Origin of the sequence: Nocardioides sp. GXQ0305 (genome assembly GCF_050880345.1) — a bacterium.
Taxonomy (GTDB): domain Bacteria; phylum Actinomycetota; class Actinomycetes; order Propionibacteriales; family Nocardioidaceae; genus Nocardioides.
This window is the reverse complement of the sequence record NZ_JBNYXG010000005.1, coordinates 59,915-82,618: the sequence shown is the minus strand read 5'-3', so window position 1 is coordinate 82,618 and position 22,704 is coordinate 59,915. Positions and strand designations below refer to the sequence as shown.

The window sequence follows — 22,704 nt, the reverse complement described above, 5'->3', positions numbered from 1 at the left end:
CCGGGCCGAGGTGCTCAGCCACGACCCGTCGGTGCCGGGACCGGGGAGTCGAGGCTGACCCGGTGGTCGCTCATCCAGGCCACCGAACGGTCGGTGACGACGTACCGGAAGACCAGGCGCAGCATCGCGTCGCGGACGACGCGGCCCACCCGGCCCGGCACCTTGCTGCTGCTGCTCCGGGCACCGGCCTCGACGATCCGCTCCACCCGCTCGCGGCGCAGCGCCTCGTACGCCGCGAACGCGTCCTCGACCCCGGACGGGACGTCGCGCAGGCACCGGGCCAGCTCGACGGCGTCCTCGAGCGCCATGGAGGCCCCCTGACCGGAGCTCGGCGCCGGGGCGTGGGCCGCGTCGCCGACCAGGACGACGCGTCCGCGGTGCCACACGGGCACGTGTCCCAGGTCGTAGGTGCTGTCGCCCGCCAGCTCCAGCCGGCCGGTGCGGACCAGCTCTGCGGCCGGGCCCGCGTCGTCGGCCAACAGGTCGGCCAGCCACCCCTGCCACTGCTCGTCGCTCGTCGCCGCCCGCTCGTCGGCCCCGATCGCCGGGCGCGGCACGTTGGCGAACCAGACCACGTCCCCCTCCGGCGTGCGGTGCGCCCCGAAGAACGCCCGGGCGCCGAACACCATCTGCCACGCCTCGCGGGGAAGCTCCTCGGCCCGCGGGGTGTCGCGGGTGATGCCGCCGAAGTTGGTGAGGCCGACGTAGCGCCCCTCGGGTGCCGACGGGTCGACGAGGCTGCGGACCCGCGAGCGTACGCCGTCGGCCGCGACCAGCAGGTCGCCGCCGACCCGGCTGCCGTCGTCCAGCTCGACCTCGACCCGGTCCGTCCCGTCGTGCACGGCGACCACACGGGCGCCGTACCGGACCTCGGTCCCGCGCGCGGAGGCGGCAGTGGCGAGCAGCTCCGCGAGCGCCGGGCGCTTCAGCGTCAGTCCCGTCGTACCGTCGGACAACGGGCTCCCCAGGGGGACCGAGCCGAGCGCGCGCCCGGTGCCGGACACCAGGTCGTTGCGCCGGGTCGGGAACGCCGCCGCACGCAGCTCCGCCGCCACGCCGAGCTGGTCGGCCGCGTGCACGCCGTTCGGCGACAGCGTGAGGTACGACCCCGCCCGCAGCTGCGCCTCGGTCCTGGCCTCCAGCACCACGGCGTCGACGCCCACGCGCTGCAGGCCCAGCGCCACGGCGGGACCCGCCACTCCCCCTCCGACCACCAGAGCCTTCATCCCGCTATCCTTTCGATCACCATCGTTGTCTGATTTCCAGATATTTCGATATTCGAAAGGTAGTCGAATGAGCCAACCCCGTCAAGCGCTGGTGACCGAGCTCGGCGTGGCCCTGCAGCGCTACCAGCGCAGCGTGCAGGCCTTCGACGACGCCGTGGGACGGGCGCTGCGGCTCAACCCCACCGACCTGCGGTGCCTCGACTGGCTCGCCGACGGGCCCAAGTCGGTGGGCGAGCTCGCGGAGGCCACCGGGCTGCGGCCGGCCGCCACCACCGCCCTGGTCGACCGGCTCTCCGGGCGTGGCCTGGTCCGGCGGGCACCCAGCGCCGCGGACCGGCGGAAGGTCCTCGTCGAGATGACCGAGCAGGGCGCCGCCCTCACGTGGGAGTGCTACGGACCGCTGGTCGCGGAGGGCGACCACCTGCTCGCCGACCTCGATGCCGACGAGCTGGCCGCGATGCGCACCCTGCTCGACGCGATGCGCGACCTGACCGACCGCCACCGCGACCGGCTGGCGGCGACCTCAGAGGGCTGAGGGCCCGCCCTCGAGCAGCTTCTTGAACGCCGCCTCGTCGAGCGTCGGTACGCCGAGCTGCTCGGCCTTCTCGGCCTTGGAGCCCGCGTTGTCGCCGACCACGACGTAGTCGGTCTTCTTGGACACCGACCCGGAGGCCTTGCCGCCGCGGCTGATGATCGCCTCCTTGACCGAGTCACGTGTGAAGTCCTGCAGCGACCCGGTGGCGACGACCGTCAGCCCCTCGAGGGTCCGGGCGACGGACTCGTCGCGCTCGTCGGCCATCCGGACGCCGGCGGCCTCCCACTTGTCCACGATCGCCTGGTGCCACGCTGAGTCGGGGCCGTCGAACCACTCGCGCACCGCGGCGGCGATGGTGGGGCCGACCCCCTCGGTGTCGGCGAGCAGCTCCTCCTCGGCGTCGCGGATCGCCGCCATCGACCCGAACCTGGTCGCCAGGGCCCGGGCCGCGGTCGGCCCGACGTGCCGGATCGAGAGCGCCACCACGACCCGCCACAGCGGCACGTCCTTGGCCTGGTCGAGCAGGCTGAGCAGCCGCTCGCCGTTGGCCGAGAGGACCCGGCCGTCGGTGGCCCGGCCGGCCTCGGCCTTCTTCGCGGCGCGCGTGAACAGGTCGGTCTGCAACAGCTTGGCCTCGTCGAGGTCGAACACGTCGCCCTCGTCGTCGATGACGCCGGCCTCGAGCAGGGCATGGGCCGCCTCGGACCCCAGTCCCTCGATGTCGAAGGCGCCCCGGCCGGCGACGTGGAACACCCGGTCGAGCAGCTGGGCGGGGCACCTGCGGTGGTTGGGGCAGCGCAGGTCCTTGTCCCCCTCCTTCTGCTGCACCAGGGCCGTGCCGCACGACGGGCAGGCGGTCGGCATGACCCATTCGGCCAGCCCCTCGGGCCGCAGCGGCAGCACCGGACCGACGATCTCGGGGATCACGTCGCCGGCCTTGCGCAGCACGACGGTGTCGCCGGGGCGGACGTCCTTGCGCTTCACCTCGTGGGCGTTGTGGAGCGTCGCCCGCTCCACCGTCGACCCCGCGACCCGGGTCGGCTCCATCACCCCGAACGGCGTGACCCGACCGGTGCGACCGGTGTTGACCTCGATGGAGAGCAGCCGGGCGTTGACCTCCTCGGGCGGGTACTTGAAGGCGATCGCCCAGCGGGGCGCGCGGCTGGTCGAGCCGAGCCGTCGCTGCAGCACCACGTCGTCGACCTTCACCACCACGCCGTCGATCTCGTAGGGGACGATCGAGTGGCGATTCTCGCCGGCGTTCTCGATGTAGGCCTGGACGTCGTCGAGGGTCGGCACCACGCGGACCTGGTCGCTGGTCGGGAGCCCCCAGGCCGCCAGCGCCTCGTAGGCGTGCGACTGGGCTTCCGGCTCGAACCCGTTCCGTTCGCCGATCCCGTGGCAGACCATGCCGAGCGCGCGGGTCGCGGTGATCCGGGGGTCCTTCTGGCGCAGCGACCCGGCCGCGGCGTTGCGCGGGTTGGCGAAGACGGGCTTGCCGGCGTCGGTCATCGACTCGTTGAGCCGCTCGAACGCCGTCACGGGGAGGAAGACCTCGCCGCGGACCTCCAGCAGCGAGGGCGCCGGGAACTCCCCCGTCGCGGTGAGCCGGTGGGGCACCGAGTCGATGGTCTTGACGTTGGGGGTCACGTCCTCGCCCGTGGTCCCGTCACCGCGGGTCAGCGCCCGGACCAGCCTCCCCTCCTCGTAGAGCAGGTTGATCGCCAGGCCGTCGACCTTGAGCTCGCACAACAGCGCCGGCGACTCGACCCCGTCGCGGGCGAGCCGCGCGTACCAGCGCTCGAGCTCCTCGTGGGTGAAGGCGTTGTCGAGGCTCTCCATCCGCCGCAGGTGGTCGACCGCCGTGAACTCGGTGGACACCGCACCGCCGACCTTCTGGGTCGGCGAGTCGGGGGTGCGGAGCTCGGGGTGGTGGTCCTCGAGCTCCTCGAGCTCGCGCATCCGGACGTCGAAGTCGGCGTCGGACAGGGTCGGGTCGTCGAGCACGTAGTAGCGCCAGCGCGCCTCCTCGACCTGCTCGACCAGCGCCTGGTGGCGGTCGCGGGCCTCGGGCGACGCGGGTGCGGGAGCGCGGGCGGGCTCGACGTCGGTCATGCGCCTATCCTGCCCGAGCCCCTGGCCCTGAGCCTGCGAAGGGACAGGCAGGGCGAGGGGGTTGAGGAGGCTCGACCCGGACCGGAGCGGGCGACGGGCCGAGTGAGCCGTCTCGAAGCACCCGAGCCCCCTGACCCTGAATCTGCGAAGGGACAGGCAGGGCGAGGGGGTTGAGGAGGCTCGACCCGAACCGGAGCGGACGACCGCCGTCGGAGCCGCCCGACGCACGAGGAGCCATCTGACAGGCTGCTGGTGCCGAAACACCCTCCGTGGAGGAGACCTCACCGGTGCCCGAGCACGCCCCGACGCTGACCGAGCACGCCGCCCCGGCCGACCCGTCCGGGCTGGTGCTGATGCTGCACGGCGGCAAGGACCGCGGCTGGTCCGTCGTCGACGGCCGCAGCGCCTCGTGGCGTCGTTCGGCGGCGATGGCCGACGCCCTGTCCCGGGGCTGCGCCCAGGCCGGCGTGGCGGTGTGGCTGCTGCGCTACCGGCACCGCGGCTGGAACGGTGGCACCGGGCCCGTCGAGGACGCCCGGTGGGCGCTGGCGCAAGCACGGGAGCGCCTGGCCGGCGTGCCCGTGGTGCTGCTCGGGCACTCGATGGGCGCACGCACCTCGGTCCGGGTCGCCGACGACCCGGCCGTCCGCGGCGTGGTCGCGCTGGCGCCGTGGTTGCCCCCGGACGAGCCGGTCGCCGCGCTCGTGGGCCGAGGACTCGTCGCCGCCCACGGCAGCCGCGACCGGATCACCTCCCCCCGCGCCACCCGGGCGTACGTCGAGCGCGCCCGCGCGGCCGGCGCCGACGCGGCGTACGTCGACATGGGTCCGGTCGGGCACTACCTGCTCCGCCACGCCGGTGACTGGAACCGGACCGCCCTGCACCACGTCCTGGCGCTGCTGAGGTAGGGGCGGCGGTTTCCCCGCCCGGCCGGGGAAACCGGAGGTTGGCGCGGGAAACCTCCCGCGCCAACCTCCTGACTCGCGCACGAAGCTCCGGGTCAACGGGACTTGCGAAACGGAACGGTTTCGTTCTACTGTTCGGAACGAAACCGTTTCGTACCGTCCGCAGGAGTCCGCCTTGGTGCCCGACCCCGCCACCACCCGCCCCCGCGTCGAGGGGGACCGCGAGCAGGAGATCCTCGACGCCACGCTCACCGTGCTCGCCGACGCCGGCTACGACCGGCTCACCATGGACGCGGTGGCCGCCGAGGCCAAGGCGTCCAAGGCGACCCTCTACCGCCGCTGGAGCTCCAAGCCCGCCCTCGTCGTCGACGCGGTCTGCTCCCACAAGGTGCACCCGGCGATCCCCGACACCGGCTCCCTGCGCGGCGACCTGCTCGCCGCACACAGCGGGATGGGCGGGCTCAACGACACGCGCGCCCTCGCCGTCCAGGCCGCGGTCGTCACCGCGATGGCCCGCGACGCCGAGTTCGCGGCGACCTACCGCCGCGACTTCCTCGGCCCCAAGCTGGCCGCAGCCCGGACGATCTTCGAGCGCGCCCGCGCACGCGGCGAGATCCGCGACGACGTCGACCTCGACCTGGTCGCCCCGGCGCTGCCGGGGATCGTCCTGCACCGCGTCTTCCTGCTGGGGGACGAGGCCACTCCCGACCTGGTGACGCAGGTGATCGACGAGATCATCCTGCCCGCCGTCTCCCACCGACCCTGACCGCAGCACACGTCCGAAGGAAACCCATGTCCGACACCACCCTCACCGAGCGGGAGGTCACCCCGGCCCAGCACCGCCGCCTCACCTGGGCCCTGGTGCTGCTCTCCCTCGCGCAGCTGATGGTGGTGCTCGACAGCACCATCGCCAACATCGCGCTGCCCTACATCGGCGCCGACCTCGACATCGACCAGGCCGACCTGTCCTGGATCGTCACCGGCTACGCGCTGACCTTCGGCGGCTTCCTCCTGCTGGGCGGCCGCCTGGCCGACCTCTGGGGCCGTCGCCGGGTCTTCATGACGGGCGTGCTGGTCTTCGCCGCCGCCTCGCTGGTCGGCGGTACGGCGCAGTCCGAGGCCGTGCTGCTCGGCGCCCGTGGCCTGCAGGGTCTCGGCGCCGCGATGGCCTCCCCCGCCGCCCTGGCGCTGATCACCACCACCTTCCCGGCGGGCCGGGAACGCAACCGCGCCTTCGCCGTGTTCGCGTCGATGGCGGGCGTCGGCGCCGCGGTGGGCCTGGTCCTCGGCGGCTGGCTGACCGGGCTCGACTCTCCCCTCGGCATCGCCGGCTGGCGCTACACCTTCCTGATCGTCGTCCCGATCGGCCTCGCCGCGGCGTTCTTCGCCCCGCGGTTGCTCCCCGAGTCCGAGCGCCACGACGGCCAGCTCGACGTCCCCGGGGCCGTCCTCGGCACCGGCGGCCTGCTCGCGATCGTGTACGGCCTCTCCCGGGCCGGAGACGCGCGCTACGGCTGGGGCGACCAGTGGACGGTCACCAGCCTGGTGGTCGGAGCGGCGCTGCTCGGGATCTTCCTGCTGATCGAGTCACGGGTGGAGCACCCGCTGCTGCCGTTCCGGATCCTGCGCAGCCGCAACCGTGCGGTCGCCTTCGCGGTCATGATGATCGCACCCGCGGCGATGTTCGCGATGTTCTTCTTCCTGAGCCTGCTGATCCAGCTGGTCGTCGGGTACTCCCCGCTCCACACGGGTGTGGCGTTCCTGCCGTTCTCGGTGGCGATGATCATCTCGGCCACCGCGGCCTCCAGGCTGATCACCCGGGTCGACCCCCGGTTCCTCTCCGGCATCGGCACGCTGCTCTCGGCCGGCGCGCTCTACGGCTTCCACCTGATCACGGTCCCGTCCGACGGCGGGTCGTTGCTCGCGACCCTGCCGACCAGCATGGGCGGCCAGGGGCTCGAGCTCGGCGCCGACGTCAACTACTGGACCCAGGTGCTCCCCTTCGTGGTGCTGATGGCGTTCGGCATGGGCCTGAACTTCGTGCCGCTCACCCTGGTGGCCGTGCACCACCTGCGCCGCGAGGACACCGGCGTGGGCTCGGGCGTGCTCAACACGATGCAGCAGGTCGGCGGGGCGCTCGGCCTCGCCACCCTCAGCACGGTCGCCCTGCACGTCTCGCAGAGCCGGGCCGAGGAGCTCGCCCCGGGGGTCACGCAGGCGGCCACCGCGGCCGGCCTCGACCGGGCGATGCCGGCGGGCGACTTCCAGCAGATGATCGGCCAGCTGTCGAACCTCGGAGCGTTCGCCGATGGTGCCACCACGGCGTTCCTGGTCGGCAGCCTGATGATGGTCGCGGCCTCCGCCATCGTCTGGCTCTTCCTCGACGTCAAGCACGAGGAGCTGGCCACCGACGCGCCGGCCGAGGGCGTCCACGTCGGGTGACCGGCAGCCAAGGGCGGTCACCTCACAGGTGCGAGGCGGCCGCCCGGGCGAGCTCCAGCACCCGCCGGGCGGTTGCGGGTGAGGCGCCCGCCAGCCCGCACGACGGGCTGAGGACCAGGCCGTCGCCCGGCTCGAGGCCGACCATCTCGAGCCAGCGGGACGCCGCCTCGGTGACGGCGGCCTCGGAGGCGTCGTCCGACGTCGGCACCACCCCGAGGACGACGGTCTCCCCCGCCTCGAGGGTGCCGGCGAGCACCTCGTGCCCCTCCGCACCGACGAGCGTGAGGTCGACGGCCAGCCCACGGGCGCCCGCGCCGCGGACCAGCCCGAGGGGCGCGTCGGCGGCGCAGCAGTGGACCCAAGGCTCGGCGCCCGCCTCCGCGACGGCCTCCAGGACCCAGCCGAGCGCGGCGCTCGCCTCGGGCGGCTGCACGACCCGGTGCTTCCCGAAGCCCGACGCCGTCGGGATCGCGCCGGCGAGCACGCCGGGCAGCGCGGGCTCGTCGACCTGCACCACCCACCGGTCGACGCCGGGGAGTCGCCGGCGCAGGTCGGCGAGGTGTCGGCGTACGCCCTCGGCGAGCGCCTGGGCGAGCTCACGCCGGGCGCCGTGGTCGGCGAGCACCCGGTCGCCGCGCGGCCGCTCGGTGGTCGCCGCCAGGGTCCACGGACCCGTGAGCTGGGCCTTGAAGGCCCCCTCGTAGCCCTGGGCCTGCTCCTCGACCTGGTCGAGGTCCTGGGCGAGCAGGCTGCGAGCCCGCCGCTGGTCCACCCCCTCGGCGTCGGTGAGCCGCCAGCCCGCGGGCTGCAGGTCGAAGGCGAGGTCCGTGGCGACCGCCACCGCCCGACCGGTCATCGTCGCCGTCGCGCCGCGGCCCGGCAGCTCGGGGACGTAGGGCAGGTGTCCGGCGAGCTCGCCGAGCACGACCTTGACCGCCTCGACGTACGCCGCCGCGTCGTCCCCCGGGTGGGACCCGATGCCGGTGGCGAGCGTCACCGGCCCTCCCCCGAGGCTGGTGGGCGAGTCTGCCGCCTGGCGGGGGAAGCTTCCCGCGCCAGGCTCCGGTTTCCCCGCTCAGGCGGGGAAACCGACGCCCTCGAGGTGCCGCTGATCGTGGCCGACCCGACCACGCGGGTGCCGTCGTACACGACGGCGGCCTGGCCGGGTGCGATGCCGTACGCCGGCTCGAGCAGCTCGATCTCCACGGTCCCGTCCGTGACGGCGACGACGGCCGGGTGCTCGGCCCCGTGGGCGCGCAGCTGGACGGTCCCGTCGAGCCGTTCGGGCACGGTGCCGCACCAGCGGGGCCGGATGCCGGAGATCCGGTCGACCGCGAGGTCCTCGCGGGGGCCGACGGTGACCGTGCCCGACACCGGCTCGATGTCGAGCACGAAGCGCGGCTTGCCGTCGGCGGCCGGCCGACCGATCCGCAGGCCTCGCCGCTGGCCGACGGTGAAGCCGTAGGTCCCCTCGTGCGTCCCGAGCACCTCGCCGCTGGCGGAGTCGACGATCTCGCCGCCGTGGTTGGGCGAGCGCTCGCCGAGCTTCTCCGCGAGCCACCCGGCGTTGTCGCCGTCGGCCACGAAGCAGATGTCGTGGCTGTCGGGCTTGTCGGCCACCAGCAGCCCGCGCCGGGCCGCCTCCTCGCGCACCGACGCCTTGTCGGTGTCGCCGAGCGGGAACAGCGAGTGGCGCAGCTGCTGCTGGTCGAGGACGCCGAGCACGTAGGACTGGTCCTTGCCGTGGTCGACCGCCCGGTGCATCTCCACCAGCCCGTCGTCACCAGTGCGCAGCCGGGCGTAGTGGCCGGTCGCGACCGCGTCGAAGCCGAGGGCGAGCGCCCGGTCGAGCACCGCCGCGAACTTGATCTTCTCGTTGCACCGCAGGCACGGGTTGGGCGTCCGGCCGGCGGCGTACTCGTCCATGAAGTCCTCGACCACGTCGTCGTGGAACCGCTCGGAGAGGTCCCAGACGTAGAAGGGGATCCCGATCACGTCGGCCGCGCGGCGGGCGTCGTTGCTGTCCTCGATGGTGCAGCAGCCCCTGGCCCCGGAGCGGTACGACGCCGGGTTGCGCGACAGCGCGAGGTGGATGCCGGTGACGTCGTGCCCGGCCTCGACGGCCCGCGCCGCAGCGACCGCGGAGTCGACGCCGCCGGACATGGCAGCGACGACTCTCATCGTGTCGCTCCGTCAGCGCCGTCGCGAGCGGTGTATCCGCGGAGCGCGTCGCAAGGCGGAGGAGGGAGGCATGACGGAGTCATGACGACTGACGACAACGCGGCGAGGGGCCCGCGGGGCGCCGCGCAGCAGGCGCCTGGTGGAGGGACACGATGAGGATCATCGTGTCGCTGCCCTCGCGCGTTCGACGGCCGGCACGATCGCGTCGACCACCGCGTCGACGTCGGCGGGCGTGGAGGTGTGGCCGAGGGAGAAGCGCAGCGAGTGCCGTGCCTGCTCCTCGTCGCACCCCATCGCGAGCAGCACGTGGGAGGGCTGCGGGACGCCGGCCGAGCAGGCCGAGCCCGTGGAGCACTCGATGCCGCGGGCGTCGAGCAGCATCAGCAGCGAGTCGCCCTCGCAGCCGGGGAAGCCGAGGTGGGCGTTGCCGGGCAGCCGGTCGGTGGCCGCGCGCTCGAGCTGGGGGCCGTGGAGGTGGGCGCCGGGCACCGCCTCGACGACCCGGCGGACCAGGTCGTCGCGCAGCGCCTGCACCCGGTCGGCGTACTCCGGTTGCGCCTTCACCGCGGCCTCCACCGCGGCCGCGAACGCCGCGATCCCGGGGGTGTCGAGCGTGCCGCTGCGCACGTCGCGCTCCTGGCCCCCGCCGTGGCCCAGCGGGGTCACGGACAGCTCGCGGCGGACGACCAGCGCGCCCACGCCGTAGGGACCGCCGAGCTTGTGGCCGGTGAGGGTGAGGGCGTCGACGCCCGAGCCGGCGAAGTCGACCGGCACCGTGCCGACCGCCTGCACCGCGTCGGTGTGGACCGGGATCCCGTGTGCCGCCGCGACCTGGACCACCTCGGTGATCGGCTGCAGCGTCCCGACCTCGTTGTTGGCCCACATCACGGTGACCAGCGCCACCGAGTCCGGGTCGCGCTCGATGCTCTCCCGGAGGGCGTCGACGCTGACCCGGCCGCGCTCGTCGACCGGGAGCAGCTCCACCTCGGCGCCCTCGTGCTCGGCGAGCCAGTCGAGGGGGTCGAGCACGGCGTGGTGCTCGACGGCGGTCGAGAGGACCCGCGTACGGCGCGGGTCGGCGTCGCGGCGCGACCAGTAGACGCCCTTGACCGCAAGGTTGTCGGCCTCGGTCCCGCCGGAGGTGAACACCACCTCGCCAGGCCGGCAGCCGATGGCGCGGGCGATCGTCTCGCGCGACTCCTCCACGACGCGACGCGCGCGCCGGCCGCTGGCGTGCAGCGAGCTGGCGTTGCCGACGTCGGCGAGGTGGGTCGTCATCGCCTCGACGGCCACCGGCAGCATCGGCGTGGTGGCGGCGTGGTCGAGGTAGACGGGGGTGGGCGCGCTCATGGCTGGTCCAGAGTACGGCGTGCCGGCGCCCGCTCCGGAATCCGGCTCAGCGGACGGCAGCCGCGGCCAGGTTGCCGAGGCTGGCCTCGAGCTGCTGGTGGCTGACCAGCGGGAACCCCACCTGCTGCAGGGTCGTGGGGTCGCTCACCTTGCTCCAGTCGTAGGTGAGCACCACGTCGGTGGCGTCGGAGCCCTGCGCGGTGAGCTCCCAGGTCCACTCCCAGCCCGGGGGCTCGGTGTCCGCGGGCGCGGTATGCCAGGCGATCAGGTGGTTCGGGTCGAAGCCGGTGACCGTGTTGTCGGTCTGGTAGTCACCACCCATGTGGTCGCCGGTCATGTTCATCCGGAAGACCTGGCCGGTCCCGGTGATGCGATCGGTCTTCTCGTCGCTCACCACGAAGCCGGAGGCGTCGACCTCCGGGTGCCGCTCGGGGTTGGACAGCACGTCGAACACGGCCGTGGTCGGGGCGTCGATGGTGCGCTGGACGGTGATCCGCTTCTCGTCGCTCATGGGTCCCACCCTGCGCGGGACCGGGGGCGCGTTCAACCGCCCGACCGGGTGGTCGACGTGCTCAGAGCAGCACCAGGTCGTCGCGGTGGACGACCTCCCGCTCGTACGCCGTGCCGAGGTCCCGGGCGAGCTCATGGGTCGATCGGCCGATGAGGGCCGGGATCTCCTCGGCGTCGAAGTTGACGAGGCCACGGGCCACGACAACACCGTCGGGGCCGGTGAGGTCGACCGGGTCGCCGGCGACGAAGCTGCCCTCGACGCCGGTGACACCGGCAGCCAGCAGCGAGGCACCCCGGTCGACCAGCGCCCGGACCGCACCCGCGTCGAGTCGGAGCAGCCCCAGCGGCTCGGTGGCGTGCGCCAGCCAGAGCAGCCGGGTCGGGCGCCGCTTGCCGGTGGGGTGGAACAGCGTCCCGACGGGGTCACCGGCCAGCGCGGGCCCCGCCTGCCCCGCCGACGTGAGCACGACCGGGATCCCGGCGCCTCCGGCGATCCGGGCGGCGTCGACCTTGGTGCGCATGCCGCCGGTGCCGACGCCGGCCGACCCGGCGGTGCCGAGGTGCGCCCACGCGAGGTCGTCGTCGGCGCCGACCTCGGGGAGCAGGACGGTGTCCGGCCGGGCAGGGTCGCCGTCGTAGAGGCCGTCGACGTCGCTGAGCAGGACCAGCAGGTCCGCGTGGACCAGATGGGCGACCAGCGCGGCGAGCCGGTCGTTGTCGCCGAACCGGATCTCGGAGGTGGCCACCGTGTCGTTCTCGTTGACGATCGGGAGCACACCGAGCTCGAGCAGCTTGGCGAAGGTCTGGTAGGCGTTGCGGTAGTGCGAACGGCGCGTGACGTCGTCGACGGTCAGCAGCACCTGCCCGGTCGTCAGGCCGTGCCGCGCCAGCTCCTCGGTGTAGCGGTGCACCAGCAGCCCCTGGCCCACCGAGGCGGCCGCCTGCTGGGAGGGGAGCCCACGGGGCCGCCGGCGCAGCCCCAGGGGCGCGAGGCCGGCGGCGATCGCGCCGGAGGAGACCAGCACCACCTCGGTCCCGCGACGCCGGACGGCGGCCAGCACGTCGACCATCGTGCGCAGCCGCCCGGGGTCGATGCCTCCGGCGGCGGTGGTGAGCGACGACGACCCGACCTTCACGACCACCCGTCGGGCGGCGGTCACCGCCTCGCGGGTCACCGCTCGGGGTCCGCGTCGGGGTCGTCGGCGCCGCCGATCTCGTACGACGTGGGTCCGGCCGGGCGGCCCTCGGGGTCCTCCTGGCGCAGCCGTCGGGCGACGTCGGCCCGGGTCTCCCCCTCCTCACGACCGGCCATGCCGGCCTGGATGTCGCGCCGACGCCGGGCCGCGGGCCGCGACTCGTCGAAGCGGGAGTCCTCGCCGCGGCGGGCGAGGTTCTCGGCACCGGCGTCGACACCCGGCTTGAAGTCGAACACCACGGCGTCGTCGGGGTGGCCGATGAGGACGGTGTCGCCCTCGACCGCGCCCAGCTCGAGCAGCCGCTCCTCGACCCCGAGCCGGTTGAGCCGGTCGGCGAGGAAGCCCACGGCCTCGTCGTTGCTGAAGTCGGTCTGCCGGACCCAGCGCTCGGGCTTCTCCCCCCGCACCCGCCAGCCCTCGCCGGTCTCCTTGACCGTGAAGTCGGCGCCACCGTCGACGCCGGCGGGCCGGAGCACGATCCGGGTCGCCTCGACGACCTCGCGCTGACCCCGCGCCTCCTGCACGATCCCGGCCATCGCGAAGGTGAGCTCGCGCAGTCCCGCCCCCGACGCAGCGGAGACCGGGAACACCCGGAGCCCGCGCGCCTCGAGGTCGTCGGTCACGATGTCGGCGAGGTCGCGGCCGTCGGGGACGTCGACCTTGTTCAGGGCCACCAGCCGCGGCCGGTCCTCCAGCCCGCCGTACCGGGCGAGCTCGTTCTCGATCACGTCGAGGTCGTCGACGGGGTTGCGGCCGGGCTCCATGGTCGCGGTGTCGACGACGTGGACCAGGGCGGCGCAGCGCTCGATGTGGCGCAGGAAGTCGTGGCCCAGCCCGCGGCCCTCGCTGGCACCCTCGATCAGGCCGGGCACGTCGGCCACCGTGAACGTCGTCTCGCCCGCGGTCACGACCCCGAGGTTCGGCACCAGGGTGGTGAACGGGTAGTCGGCGATCTTGGGCCGGGCGCGCGACATCGCGGCGATCAGGCTGGACTTGCCGGCGCTCGGGAAGCCGACCAGGCCGACGTCGGCCACCACCTTGAGCTCGAGGACGATGTCGAGCTCGTCGCCCGGCTCGCCGAGCAGCGCGAAGCCGGGAGCCTTCCGCTTCGACGACGCCAGGGCGGCGTTCCCGAGGCCGCCCCGGCCGCCCTGGGCGACGACCAGCTCCGAGCCCGGACCCACCAGGTCGGCCAGCACCCGGCCCTGCGGGTCGGAGACGACCGTGCCGTCGGGGACCGGCAGGACCAGGTCGGCGCCGTGCGCACCGTTGCGGTGGCCGCCGGCGCCGTGGCCGCCGTGCTCGGCCCGCCGCTTCGGGCTGTGGTGGTAGTCGACCAGGGTGGTCACGTCGGGCTCCACGCGGAGCACGACCGAGCCGCCCGGACCCCCGTTGCCGCCGTCGGGGCCGCCGAGCGGCTTGAACTTCTCGCGGTGGACCGAGGCCACCCCGTTGCCGCCGCGGCCCGCGGCGACGTGCAGCGTCACCCGGTCGACGAAGGAGGGGATGGCCATCTGGTCACTCTGCCTTGGTCGGTTTCCCCGGCTGAGCGGGGAAACCTGCGCTTGGAGGGGGAAACTTCGTACACGAGGCGCCAGTTTCCCCGCCTGGGCGGGGAAACCGACACCCCGTCAACGTCGAAGGGCGCCCCGATCTCAGGGACGCCCTTCGGATGCTGGTGTGCGTGACGTCAGGTCACTCGCCGGGGACGACGTTCACGACCTTGCGGCCGCGCTTGGTGCCGAACTCCACGGCCCCGCCGACGAGGGCGAAGAGGGTGTCGTCACCACCGCGACCCACGCCGGAGCCCGGGTGGAAGTGGGTGCCACGCTGGCGGACGATGATCTCGCCGGCGCCGACGACCTGGCCGCCGAACCGCTTGACGCCGAGGCGCTGCGCGTTGGAGTCGCGACCGTTCTTGGTCGAGGCCGCGCCCTTCTTGTGTGCCATGTGAGTAGTCCTTCGCGTGAAGTCCTCGAGCCGAGGCTCAGAGGGAGATGTCGGTGACCTTGACCTGGGTGTACTTCTGGCGGTGACCCTGGCGCTTCTTGTAGCCGGTCTTGTTCTTGTACTTCTGGATGACGACCTTGGGGCCCTTGGTGCCACCGAGGACCTCGACGGTGACCGTGGCCTTGTCCAGCTTCGCGCCGTCGGTGGTGACCGAGTCGTCATCGACGGTCATGACCACGGGCAGGGTCAGCGTCTCACCCACGGGCGTCGAGACCTGGTCGATCTCGAGGACGTCGCCCACGGCGACCTTGTGCTGGGTGGCGCCTGCGCGCACGATCGCGTACACCGCGGTCTCCTTCACGTCATTGCTTGGTCTGCGGCCCTGCGGCACGCCTCGGACCGGTACGGGGGACCGGGATGCCGAGCAGGGAAGGCACGCGGAAGCGCACCGACGGTCAATAGTACGGACGGCGCGGTGCCGCCGCAAAACGTCGTACCCCCGGTACCGTCGGCGCGACCGACCGACTCCGAGGGGGAGACTTGTCCGAGTACCCGCAGTACCCGACCGAACCCGGCCAGCAGCCCGGAGGCCCGGCGTACGGCGCACCCGCCGCCCGCGGGCCCCGGCCGACGTCGGTCGACACGGCCGTCAAGCTGATCTGGGCCACGATCGTGCTCAGCCTGGTCAGCGCGGTGGTGACCTTCGTGCTGATCGACACGCTCATCGACCAGCAGCTCGAGGCCTCCGGGGTCACGCTCGACGAGGGCAGCATCCGCAGCATCGTGCTCGCCAGCGCCGTCTTCGGGCTGGTCATCAGCGTCGGCATCACGGCGCTCCTGGCGATCTTCATCGGCAAGGGTCACAACTGGGCCCGCATCGTCTACACGGTGCTGGTCGCGATCGGCGTCCTACTGTCGCTCTTCGGCATCGGCTCGCAGCCGGTGCTGCTGCTGGTCCTGGGCCTGCTGTCGGCCGTGCTCAGCATTGCCGCGGTGGTGTTCCTGTTCAGGTCGGACGCGAACGCCTGGTTCAAGGCCCGCTGACCCCGGTCACGGCCCCTGGGGGAACCGTTCGGCGTGCTCCCAGGCTCGCCGGCTGCGCCGCTCCATCGTGGACTCGAACCGCTCCTCGCGCAGCGCCTTCATCAGCGAGACGCACATGCCGATCAGGATCAGCATGAACGGTGCCGCGACCAGGATCACCAGGGTCTGCAACGCCGAGAGCCCGCCGGCCCAGAGCAGCACAGCGGCGACCGCGCCGGTGGCGACACCCCAGAAGATGATCAGCGGGCGGCGAGGCTCCTCCTCGCCGTTCTGGCTGAGCATGCCCATCACGATCGAGGCGGCGTCGGCTCCGGTGACGAAGAAGATCGCGATCAGGAACACCGCGAGGGCGACGGTGATCGACGAGAGCGGGTACTCCCGCAGGACGTCGAACAGCGTGGCCTCGAGCGCGATCGAGCCGTCGACCATCGGCGGCGACCAGCCCTCGTTCAGCTGCAGGTTGATCGCCGTCCCGCCCATGATCGCGAACCAGATGAACGACACCAGGCTCGGCATCAGGATCACGTAGATCACGAACTCCCGGATCGTCCGACCCTTCGAGATCCGCGCGATGAACATGCCGACGAAGGGCGTCCAGGAGATCCACCACGCCCAGTAGAAGATGGTCCAGCCGCCCAGCCAGCTGCTCGCCTCGGAGCTGTAGACGCCGGTGTTGAACGCCATCGCCGGCAGGTGGGTGAGGTAGTCGCCCATGGTCGTGGTGAACGTGCCGAGGATGAACACCGTCGGGCCGACCACGAACAGGAAGAGGGCCAGCAGGGCCGCTGCGACCGCGTTGGCGTTCGACAGCCACTTGATCCCGCGCTCGACCCCGGACACGGCGGAGAGCACGAAGCAGCCGGTGAGGACGGCGATCACGATGACCGCCAGCACCTTGCTGTCGGCCCCACCGCCGAAGACGTCGTCGAGGCCACCGGTGATCTGCAGCGCGCCGAGGCCGAGCGAGGTGGCGGACCCGAACAGGGTGGCGAAGATCGCGATCACGTCGATCGTCTTGCCGGTGCCGCCCGCGGCCCGGTCGCCGAGCAGCGGCCGGAACGTGGCCGACACCAGGTTGCCGTAGCCCCGGCGATACGCGAAGTAGCCGATCGCCAGACCGATCACGGCGTACATCGACCAGGGGTGGAAGCCCCAGTGGAAGAAGGAGTACTGCATCGCCAGCTCGGCAGCCGCGGCCGAACCGGGCGCCGCCTCGCCCAGCGGCGGCGTGTTGAGGTGGGTGAGGGGCTCGGCGACGCCCCAGAACATCAGCCCGATGCCCATGCCGGTCGCGAACATCATCGAGACCCACGACACCGTCGAGAACTCCGGCTCGGAGTCGTCGGGCCCGAGCTTGATGTTGCCGTAGCGGGTCACCGCGAGGTACGCCGAGAACAGCACGAACCCCGCACTGGTGAGGACGAACAGCCAGCCGAAGTTCGAGGTCACCCACGTCAGCGCCTCGCCCGTGGTGGTCGCCATGTCCTCGGGCCAGATCACCCCGACGAGGACGAACGCAACCGACAGGGCGGCCGCCACGCCGAAGACGACCGTGTCGATCGAGCCGCCGCCGCGTGCGGGTGGCGGTGAATCGACGTCGGTGCGTTCGTCGAGCTCGGCCATCGTGGTCCCTCCCGCCCGCCGCCGACCCGAGGTGGAGGAACCGGAGGGGGGTGTCCGTCCCGGGTGTTCGCAGCCCTGTCCGGCCGTCGTGTGAGGCCGGTCACGTTCAGGATCCTGCCGCCCCCGGGTGGCGTCAAGAGCGGCGCCGTCGGCTCAGCGCTTGCGCGACCCGCGCTTCTTGACCGGGACGTGCTCCACCGCAGCCGGCTCGGCCCCGGCCGTGCCGGGCTCGACCGTGCCCGACTCCGGTGGCTCGCCGACCGACCCCACGGCTCCGGGCGGCGGCGTCGCGGCGGGCGAGGCGCTCGTGGGCGGGCCGGCGGGGCGTCGTGCGCTCCGCCGTCGGGACCGGGTCACGACCGCCGGGCGGGGCGCCTCCGTCTCCTCCTCGACGGGCTGCGCGTCGACCGGCGCCTCGTCCACCGGCGCCTCGTCCACCGGCGCCTCGTCCACCGGCACCTCCTCGGCAGGCGCCTCGTCGACCGGCGGCTCGTCCAGCGGCACCTCCTCGGCAGGCGCCTCGTCGACCGGCGGCTCGTCCAGCGGCACCTCCTCGGCAGGCGTCTCGGCGGCAGGCGCCTCGTCGGCCGGCTTCTCGTCGGCGGCCTTCTCCCGAGCAGGCGCCTCCTCGACGGCGGTCTCGCCGGTGGCCTGCACCTCTGCAGGTGTGGGAGCCTCGACGGTGGGCTCCGCGGCTTCACCGACCGGCTCCTCCGTCACCACCTCGGCCGACGCGGCGTCGTCCTTGTGCGGGCGCGACATGGCGGCGACGTCCTTGGGTGACGGGGGTGCGGTCGGCTTGGACTCCTGCTTGCTGCCGGAGTCGCCGCCGCGGCCCTTGCCGCCGCGGGAACGACGGGAGCGGCGCGGCTCCTCGTCGGCCTTGGCGGGCTCCACCGGGATGTCCGACACCAGCAGCCCGCGCCCCTGGCAGTGCGAGCAGGTCTCCGAGAACGCCTCGAGGAGTCCGGTGCCGATCCGCTTGCGCGTCATCTGCACCAGTCCGAGCGAGGTCACCTCGGCGACCTGGTGGCGGGTCCGGTCACGGCCCAGGCACTCCACCAGCCGGCGCAGCACGAGGTCGCGGTTGGACTCCAGGACCATGTCGATGAAGTCGATGACGATGATCCCGCCGATGTCGCGCAGCCGCAGCTGGCGCACCATCTCCTCGGCCGCCTCGAGGTTGTTCTTGGTGACGGTCTCCTCGAGGTTGCCCCCGGAACCGGTGAACTTCCCGGTGTTGACGTCGACGACCGTCATCGCCTCGGTGCGGTCGATGATCAGCGAGCCACCCGACGGCAGCCAGACCTTCCGGTCCAGGCCCTTGGCGATCTGCTCGTCGATCCGGTACGTCGTGAACAGGTCGGTCTTCTCGCCGTCGTGCCTCTCCAGCCGCTCCTCGAGGTCGGGGGCGACGTGGGTGACGTAGCCGTGGACGGTCTCCCAGGCCCCGTCACCCTGGACGACGAGCTTGGCGAAGTCCTCGGTGAACAGGTCGCGGACCACCTTGAGCATCAGGTCCGGCTCGCCGTACAGCAGCTGCGGGGCGCTCCCCTTGGCCTTCTTCTCGATGTCGGCCCAGCGTGCCGTGAGCCGCTCGACGTCGCGGGTCAGCTCCTCCTCGCTGGCTCCCTCGGCGGCGGTGCGGACGATGACGCCCGCGCCGTCGGGGACGATCTCCTTGAGGAGGGTCTTGAGCCGGTTGCGCTCGGTGTCCGGCAGCTTGCGGGAGATCCCGCTGTTGGTGCCGTCGGGGACGTAGACCAGGAACCGACCGGCCAGGCTGATCTGGCTGGTGAGCCGCGCACCCTTGTGGCCGACGGGATCCTTGGTGACCTGCACCATCACGGTCTGGCCCGAGGACAGCACCGACTCGATCTTGCGGGGCTGACCGTCCTTGTGGCCGAGCGCGGTCCAGTTGACCTCGCCGGCGTAGAGCACCGCGTTGCGGCCCTTGCCGATGTCGATGAAGGCGGCCTCCATCGACGGCAGCACGTTCTGGACGCGCCCGAGGTAGACGTTGCCGATCAGCGAGGTCTGCGACTCGCGGGCGACGTAGTGCTCGACCAGCACCTTGTCCTCGAGGACGGCGATCTGGGTGAGGTCGTCGCGCTGCCGGATCGCCATCACCCGGTCGACGGACTCACGGCGGGCGAGGAACTCCGCCTCGCTCACGATCGGCGCACGACGGCGACCGGCCTCACGGCCCTCGCGACGGCGCTGCTTCTTGGCCTCCAGGCGGGTGGACCCGCTCAGCGAGGTGATCTGGTCCTCCGCGGACCGGCCCTGGCGCACCTTGGTGACGGTGTTCTGCGGGTCGTCGGTGCCCTGGCCGGAGCCACCCTCGTCGCCGGCCCGCCGCCTCCGACGACGCCGACGGGACGAGCTGCTCTCGCCACCCTCCTTGTCGCCGTCGGACTTCTCGTCCTGGTCCGGCTTCTCGGACCCGCCGGACTTCTTCTTCCCCTGCGAGGTCGTCGACCCGGCCTTCTCGTCCGGTGGGTCCTGCTGCTCGTCGGCGGACCCGCCCTCGCCACTGGGCTTGCGGCGGCGGCGGCCCCCGCGGCGACGCCGACGACGACCGGCGGACTCGCCACCCTCACCGGCCTCCGACCCGCCCTGCGCCTCCTCGGCGTCAGGCGTCGACGGCTGGGTCCCGGCCTCGCTCGCGGCAGCCGGCTGCTCGGCCGGCTGGTCGGCCGGCTGGTCGGCGGCGCCGTCCCGGTCGGCAGCCTTCGTGCGGGAGCGTCGCTGGGGGGCCGGGGCCCGGGCCGCGTCCGGGGCCTGGAACAGCGGGACGGTCCCGTTCGACACCTCGTCGCCGGCGGCGTCGTCGGACTCCTCGGTCCGGGGGGCCTGCTTCTTGGTCGACCGGCTGCGGGAGGCCGCCTTCCTGGCGGGTGGGGCGTCGGTGGCATCGGTGACGGGCTCGGGGGCGTCGCCGTCGGCCTGGGTCACCTTCTTGGCGGTCGTCTTCTTGGCGGTCGTCTTCTTCGTCGTGGTCTTCTTGGCGGCGGTCTTCTTGGCCGGCGTCTTCTTCGCCGCGGTCTTCTTGGCCGCCGCCTTCTTCGCCGCGGTCTTCTTCGCCGGCGCGGTCTCCGCGACGGGGGCCTGCGCGGTGGCGGTCTCGGTGGCGGGCTCCTGGCCCGGGGTGTCCTCGAGCATCCCTGCTCCCTCTGCCCGGCCGTTCGTGCGACCGGGCGGTCGGCGCCGGCGCCCGGCGAGCCGGGAGCGGCACAAAGCCTTCAGTGGCGACGACACCCTCCGCGGTGCGTCGAAGGACCTCGGTCACCGACCTGCCGCGGTCGCCGGGCCTGGTGCCGGAGGGCTGTCACCCTCTCCGGCTGGCCGCGTCGCGGTCTGGCTGGCAACGTCCGTCCGTCGTGCCGATCCGCAGGGGGCGCGGCCGGCGAGAACGTCGTCGGGCCGGCGCGGACGCCGACCGTGGCCGAGTATCGCACACGTGCCGCCTGCAGGTGGCATGCACGCTCAGCCGAGCGGGTCGGCCAGCTCCCCGCTGCCGACGTCGAGCACTCCCTGCCCGGTCCGGGTGAGCAACGGTGCGCCGGGAACCTCCAGCCCGGTCAGCCCGCGCAGCCCGGACAGCACGTCGTCGGGCCGGACGGCCGGCACCGTGTGGTGCAGGACCAGCTCCAGGGAGGAGCCGTCGGCGGCCAGGTCGTGCACCGCCGCCCGGCAGTCGAACTCCCGCATCCCCTTCTTGGTCATCCGCTCCACGAGCACGGAGTCGGCCGCGAGGAACACCGGCACCGCTTCCGCCAGCGCGGTGGGGTCGGCCTGGGTGTCGATGCGCCAGCGGCTGGCGGTGAGCAGGTCGGCGAGCGCGCCGCCCGGTGACTCGGCCACCGCCACCACGTCGAGGCCGTCGGGCATGACCGCGTCGAGCTCGCGGCGTACGTCGTCGGGATCGGTCCGGGTCGCGAGCCCGATCTCGAGGTACTCCGCCTCACTGGCCGCCCCGGTCGGGGCGGCGCCGGCGTAGGAGATCCGGGGGTGGGGGTTGAAGCCCGAGGAGTAGGCCATCGGGACCCGCGCGCGGACCAGGGCCCGCTCGAACGCGCGGGAGAAGTCGCGGTGGGAGGTGAACCGGAGACGGCCGCGCTTCGCGTACCGGATGCGGAGCCGCTGGACCGGGGGTGCCTGCTGTTCGGGCTGCTCACGCACCCGGACAGGGTAGGTCCGAGCCTCTGGCCCCGAGTTGGCGAGGGGGCAGACAGGGCGAGGAGGTTGAGGAGGCCCCGCTCAGACCGAGCGCGCTCGGGCTGAGCGAGGCCGTCTCGAAACCAGCTGAGCCGATGACCGGCTCAACCGTGCCTTCGCGTCAGCTGATGCGGGAGTACAGCAGCCGGTTCGGGGAGCCGCTGCCCGGGTTGGAGACCACGCCGGTGGTGGCACCGCCGAGGAGGGCGCTGCCGACCGCGCTCGGGGAGGCGCTCGGGTGTCCCTGCAGGTAGAGCGCCGCGGCGCCGGCCACGTGCGGGGAGGCCATCGAGGTGCCGGAGATGGTGTTGGTGGCGCTGTTGCTGGTGTACCAGGCCGAGGTGATGCCCGAGCCCGGCGCGAACAGGTCGACGCACGAGCCGTAGTTGGAGAAGCTGGACCGGGTGTCGCTGCTGGTGGTGGCGCCGACCGTCAGCGCCGACGAGACGCGGGCGGGTGAGCCGTTGCACGCGTTGGTGCTCTCGTTGCCCGCGGCCACGGCGTAGGTCACGCCGTCGGAGATGGACCGGGCGACCGCGTTGTCCAGGGTCGTGGAGACCCCGCCGCCGAGGCTCATGTTCGCCACGGCCGGGCCGGAGGTGTGGTTGCTCGTGACCCAGTCGACGCCCGCGATCACGCCGGAGGTCGAGCCGGAGCCGTTGCAGTCGAGGACCCGGACGGGCACGAGGGTGACCGCCTTGGCCACGCCGTACGTCGAGCCGCCGACGGTGCCGGCGACGTGGGTGCCGTGACCGTTGCAGTCGCTGCTGCCGCGGCCGTCGTTGATCGCGGTGGCGCCCGGCGTGACCCGGCCGCCGAACTCGTTGTGGGTGGCGTTGATGCCGGTGTCGATGACGTACGCCGTCACGCCCGACCCGGTGCGGTCGTAGGTGTAGGCGTTGTTCAGCGGCAGGTTGCGCTGGTCGATCCGGTCCAGGCCCCAGGTCGCGGGCGACTGGGTCGCGGCGGCGGTGACCTCCTGGTCGGCCTCGACGTAGGCGACGTCGGGGTGGCTGCGCACCTGCTCGAGGGCCTCGCCGCTCAGCTCGCCGGAGAACCCGTCGAGCACGGTGGCGTAGCGGTCGACGTCGCTGGCACCGGCGTCACGCGCCTCGGCGACGACGGCCTTCTCGTCGGCGTTCGTGGCGTCCCGGTCGAGGACGACGATGTAGCGGCCGTCGATCGCGGAGGACTGCTGCGCCCCGTACAGGGGGGCCGCGGGCTCCCCCGCGGCGGCGGAGGTGGGTGCGGCCACAGCCAGGGTGGCGAGGGCGAGAACTCCCGCCGCGGTGGCGGCAGTGGCGGTGCTGGCACGCCGGCGGCGCGCGAGGGCATGGGTCGTCATGCGATGTCTCCCGAGAAGGATCGTCGACCAGCGGTTGCTGGCTCGACGTCGAACCTAGCCG

Annotated in this window: 19 protein-coding genes; 5 read left to right on the top strand and 14 right to left on the bottom strand. The window is 73.1% G+C overall.

What is annotated here, in order from left to right; genetic code table 11:
• Window positions 1–14 precede the first annotated feature (14 nt).
• Window positions 15–1,226 (bottom strand): FAD-dependent oxidoreductase, encoded by a 1,212-nt coding sequence (locus ACQ1X7_RS14090; protein WP_432478846.1) that lies wholly within the window; start codon window positions 1,224–1,226, stop codon window positions 15–17.
• A 67-nt stretch (window positions 1,227–1,293) separates the two neighbouring features.
• Between ACQ1X7_RS14090 and ACQ1X7_RS14085 the strand changes: the two genes are divergently transcribed.
• Window positions 1,294–1,761 carry a MarR family winged helix-turn-helix transcriptional regulator gene (locus tag ACQ1X7_RS14085; RefSeq protein WP_432478845.1) on the top strand — a complete coding sequence of 156 codons (468 nt, stop codon included), beginning with the start codon at window positions 1,294–1,296 and terminating at the stop codon, window positions 1,759–1,761.
• Here ACQ1X7_RS14085 and ligA read toward each other — a convergent pair.
• Window positions 1,750–3,876, bottom strand: coding sequence for an NAD-dependent DNA ligase LigA (gene ligA, locus ACQ1X7_RS14080; RefSeq protein ID WP_432478844.1), 2,127 nt, complete (start codon window positions 3,874–3,876; stop codon window positions 1,750–1,752). The genes ACQ1X7_RS14085 and ligA overlap by 12 nt on opposite strands.
• 287 nt (window positions 3,877–4,163) lie before the next feature.
• On the opposite strand from ligA, the gene ACQ1X7_RS14075 reads away from it, so the two are divergent.
• From ACQ1X7_RS14075 to ACQ1X7_RS14065, 3 genes are all read left to right on the top strand, one after another.
• Window positions 4,164–4,784, top strand: coding sequence for an alpha/beta hydrolase (locus ACQ1X7_RS14075; protein ID WP_432478843.1), 621 nt, complete (start codon window positions 4,164–4,166; stop codon window positions 4,782–4,784).
• 175 nt (window positions 4,785–4,959) lie between these two features.
• Window positions 4,960–5,547 carry a TetR/AcrR family transcriptional regulator gene (locus ACQ1X7_RS14070; RefSeq protein WP_432478842.1) on the top strand — a complete coding sequence of 196 codons (588 nt, stop codon included), beginning with the start codon at window positions 4,960–4,962 and terminating at the stop codon, window positions 5,545–5,547.
• A gap of 26 nt (window positions 5,548–5,573) precedes the next feature.
• Window positions 5,574–7,223 (top strand): MFS transporter, encoded by a 1,650-nt coding sequence (locus ACQ1X7_RS14065; RefSeq protein WP_432478841.1) that lies wholly within the window; start codon window positions 5,574–5,576, stop codon window positions 7,221–7,223.
• 22 nt (window positions 7,224–7,245) lie between these two features.
• Here the strand turns inward: ACQ1X7_RS14065 and ACQ1X7_RS14060 are convergent, their stop codons facing one another.
• The 8 genes from ACQ1X7_RS14060 to rplU form a co-directional block, all read right to left on the bottom strand.
• Entirely contained in the window at window positions 7,246–8,220 is a 975-nt protein-coding gene (locus ACQ1X7_RS14060; RefSeq protein WP_432478840.1) for a methionine synthase, read from the bottom strand.
• Complete coding sequence (gene mnmA / locus ACQ1X7_RS14055) at window positions 8,217–9,404, bottom strand: tRNA 2-thiouridine(34) synthase MnmA (RefSeq protein WP_432478839.1); 1,188 nt, start codon at window positions 9,402–9,404, stop codon at window positions 8,217–8,219. Before mnmA ends, ACQ1X7_RS14060 begins: the two co-directional genes overlap by 4 nt.
• Before the next feature lie 159 nt (window positions 9,405–9,563).
• Window positions 9,564–10,754, bottom strand: coding sequence for a cysteine desulfurase family protein (locus tag ACQ1X7_RS14050; RefSeq protein WP_432478838.1), 1,191 nt, complete (start codon window positions 10,752–10,754; stop codon window positions 9,564–9,566).
• Window positions 10,755–10,800: 46 nt separating this feature from the next.
• On the bottom strand, window positions 10,801–11,265 hold the full coding sequence (locus tag ACQ1X7_RS14045; RefSeq protein ID WP_432478837.1) for an SRPBCC family protein: 465 nt from the start codon (window positions 11,263–11,265) through the stop codon (window positions 10,801–10,803).
• A gap of 61 nt (window positions 11,266–11,326) precedes the next feature.
• Window positions 11,327–12,439: a glutamate 5-kinase gene (proB, locus tag ACQ1X7_RS14040; protein ID WP_432478836.1), complete on the bottom strand. Its 1,113-nt coding sequence runs from the start codon at window positions 12,437–12,439 to the stop codon at window positions 11,327–11,329.
• On the bottom strand, window positions 12,436–13,974 hold the full coding sequence (obgE, locus tag ACQ1X7_RS14035) for a GTPase ObgE (protein WP_432478835.1): 1,539 nt from the start codon (window positions 13,972–13,974) through the stop codon (window positions 12,436–12,438). The genes proB and obgE overlap by 4 nt, the downstream gene beginning before the upstream one ends.
• A 181-nt stretch (window positions 13,975–14,155) precedes the next feature.
• Entirely contained in the window at window positions 14,156–14,410 is a 255-nt protein-coding gene (rpmA, locus tag ACQ1X7_RS14030) for a 50S ribosomal protein L27 (RefSeq protein ID WP_432478834.1), read from the bottom strand.
• A gap of 37 nt (window positions 14,411–14,447) precedes the next feature.
• A complete protein-coding gene (gene rplU, locus ACQ1X7_RS14025) occupies window positions 14,448–14,756 on the bottom strand; it encodes a 50S ribosomal protein L21 (RefSeq protein WP_432479071.1) in 309 nt (102 codons plus the stop codon).
• A gap of 194 nt (window positions 14,757–14,950) precedes the next feature.
• On the opposite strand from rplU, the gene ACQ1X7_RS14020 reads away from it, so the two are divergent.
• Window positions 14,951–15,454, top strand: coding sequence for a hypothetical protein (locus ACQ1X7_RS14020; protein ID WP_432478833.1), 504 nt, complete (start codon window positions 14,951–14,953; stop codon window positions 15,452–15,454).
• 6 nt (window positions 15,455–15,460) lie between these two features.
• Here ACQ1X7_RS14020 and ACQ1X7_RS14015 read toward each other — a convergent pair whose 3' ends face one another.
• The 4 genes from ACQ1X7_RS14015 to ACQ1X7_RS14000 all read right to left on the bottom strand — a co-directional run bounded on the left by ACQ1X7_RS14015 (window position 15,461) and on the right by ACQ1X7_RS14000 (window position 22,643).
• Complete coding sequence (locus tag ACQ1X7_RS14015) at window positions 15,461–17,077, bottom strand: BCCT family transporter (protein ID WP_432478832.1); 1,617 nt, start codon at window positions 17,075–17,077, stop codon at window positions 15,461–15,463.
• A gap of 153 nt (window positions 17,078–17,230) precedes the next feature.
• Window positions 17,231–20,242, bottom strand: coding sequence for an Rne/Rng family ribonuclease (locus ACQ1X7_RS14010; RefSeq protein WP_432478831.1), 3,012 nt, complete (start codon window positions 20,240–20,242; stop codon window positions 17,231–17,233).
• Window positions 20,243–20,566: 324 nt separating this feature from the next.
• The gene (locus tag ACQ1X7_RS14005) at window positions 20,567–21,262 is read right to left on the bottom strand and encodes a TIGR03936 family radical SAM-associated protein (protein ID WP_432478830.1); all 696 of its coding nucleotides are present in this window, start codon (window positions 21,260–21,262) and stop codon (window positions 20,567–20,569) included.
• 157 nt (window positions 21,263–21,419) lie between these two features.
• Entirely contained in the window at window positions 21,420–22,643 is a 1,224-nt protein-coding gene (locus ACQ1X7_RS14000; RefSeq protein ID WP_432478829.1) for a S8 family peptidase, read from the bottom strand.
• Window positions 22,644–22,704: the final 61 nt, after the last annotated feature.

Bases quoted from the DNA above. Each gene is read 5' to 3' on its own strand.
- rpmA (WP_432478834.1), bottom strand. From the start codon at position 14,410: ATGGCACACAAGAAGGGCGCGGCCTCGACCAAGAACGGTCGCGACTCC.
- ACQ1X7_RS14010 (WP_432478831.1), bottom strand. From the start codon at position 20,242: ATGCTCGAGGACACCCCGGGCCAGGAGCCCGCCACCGAGACCGCCACC.
- ACQ1X7_RS14045 (WP_432478837.1), bottom strand. From the start codon at position 11,265: ATGAGCGACGAGAAGCGGATCACCGTCCAGCGCACCATCGACGCCCCG.
- ACQ1X7_RS14090 (WP_432478846.1), bottom strand. From the start codon at position 1,226: ATGAAGGCTCTGGTGGTCGGAGGGGGAGTGGCGGGTCCCGCCGTGGCG.
- ACQ1X7_RS14000 (WP_432478829.1), bottom strand. From the start codon at position 22,643: ATGACGACCCATGCCCTCGCGCGCCGCCGGCGTGCCAGCACCGCCACT.
- obgE (WP_432478835.1), bottom strand. From the start codon at position 13,974: ATGGCCATCCCCTCCTTCGTCGACCGGGTGACGCTGCACGTCGCCGCG.
- ACQ1X7_RS14085 (WP_432478845.1), top strand. From the start codon at position 1,294: ATGAGCCAACCCCGTCAAGCGCTGGTGACCGAGCTCGGCGTGGCCCTG.
- ACQ1X7_RS14050 (WP_432478838.1), bottom strand. From the start codon at position 10,754: ATGAGCGCGCCCACCCCCGTCTACCTCGACCACGCCGCCACCACGCCG.
- ACQ1X7_RS14015 (WP_432478832.1), bottom strand. From the start codon at position 17,077: ATGGCCGAGCTCGACGAACGCACCGACGTCGATTCACCGCCACCCGCA.
- mnmA (WP_432478839.1), bottom strand. From the start codon at position 9,404: ATGAGAGTCGTCGCTGCCATGTCCGGCGGCGTCGACTCCGCGGTCGCT.
- ligA (WP_432478844.1), bottom strand. From the start codon at position 3,876: ATGACCGACGTCGAGCCCGCCCGCGCTCCCGCACCCGCGTCGCCCGAG.
- ACQ1X7_RS14065 (WP_432478841.1), top strand. From the start codon at position 5,574: ATGTCCGACACCACCCTCACCGAGCGGGAGGTCACCCCGGCCCAGCAC.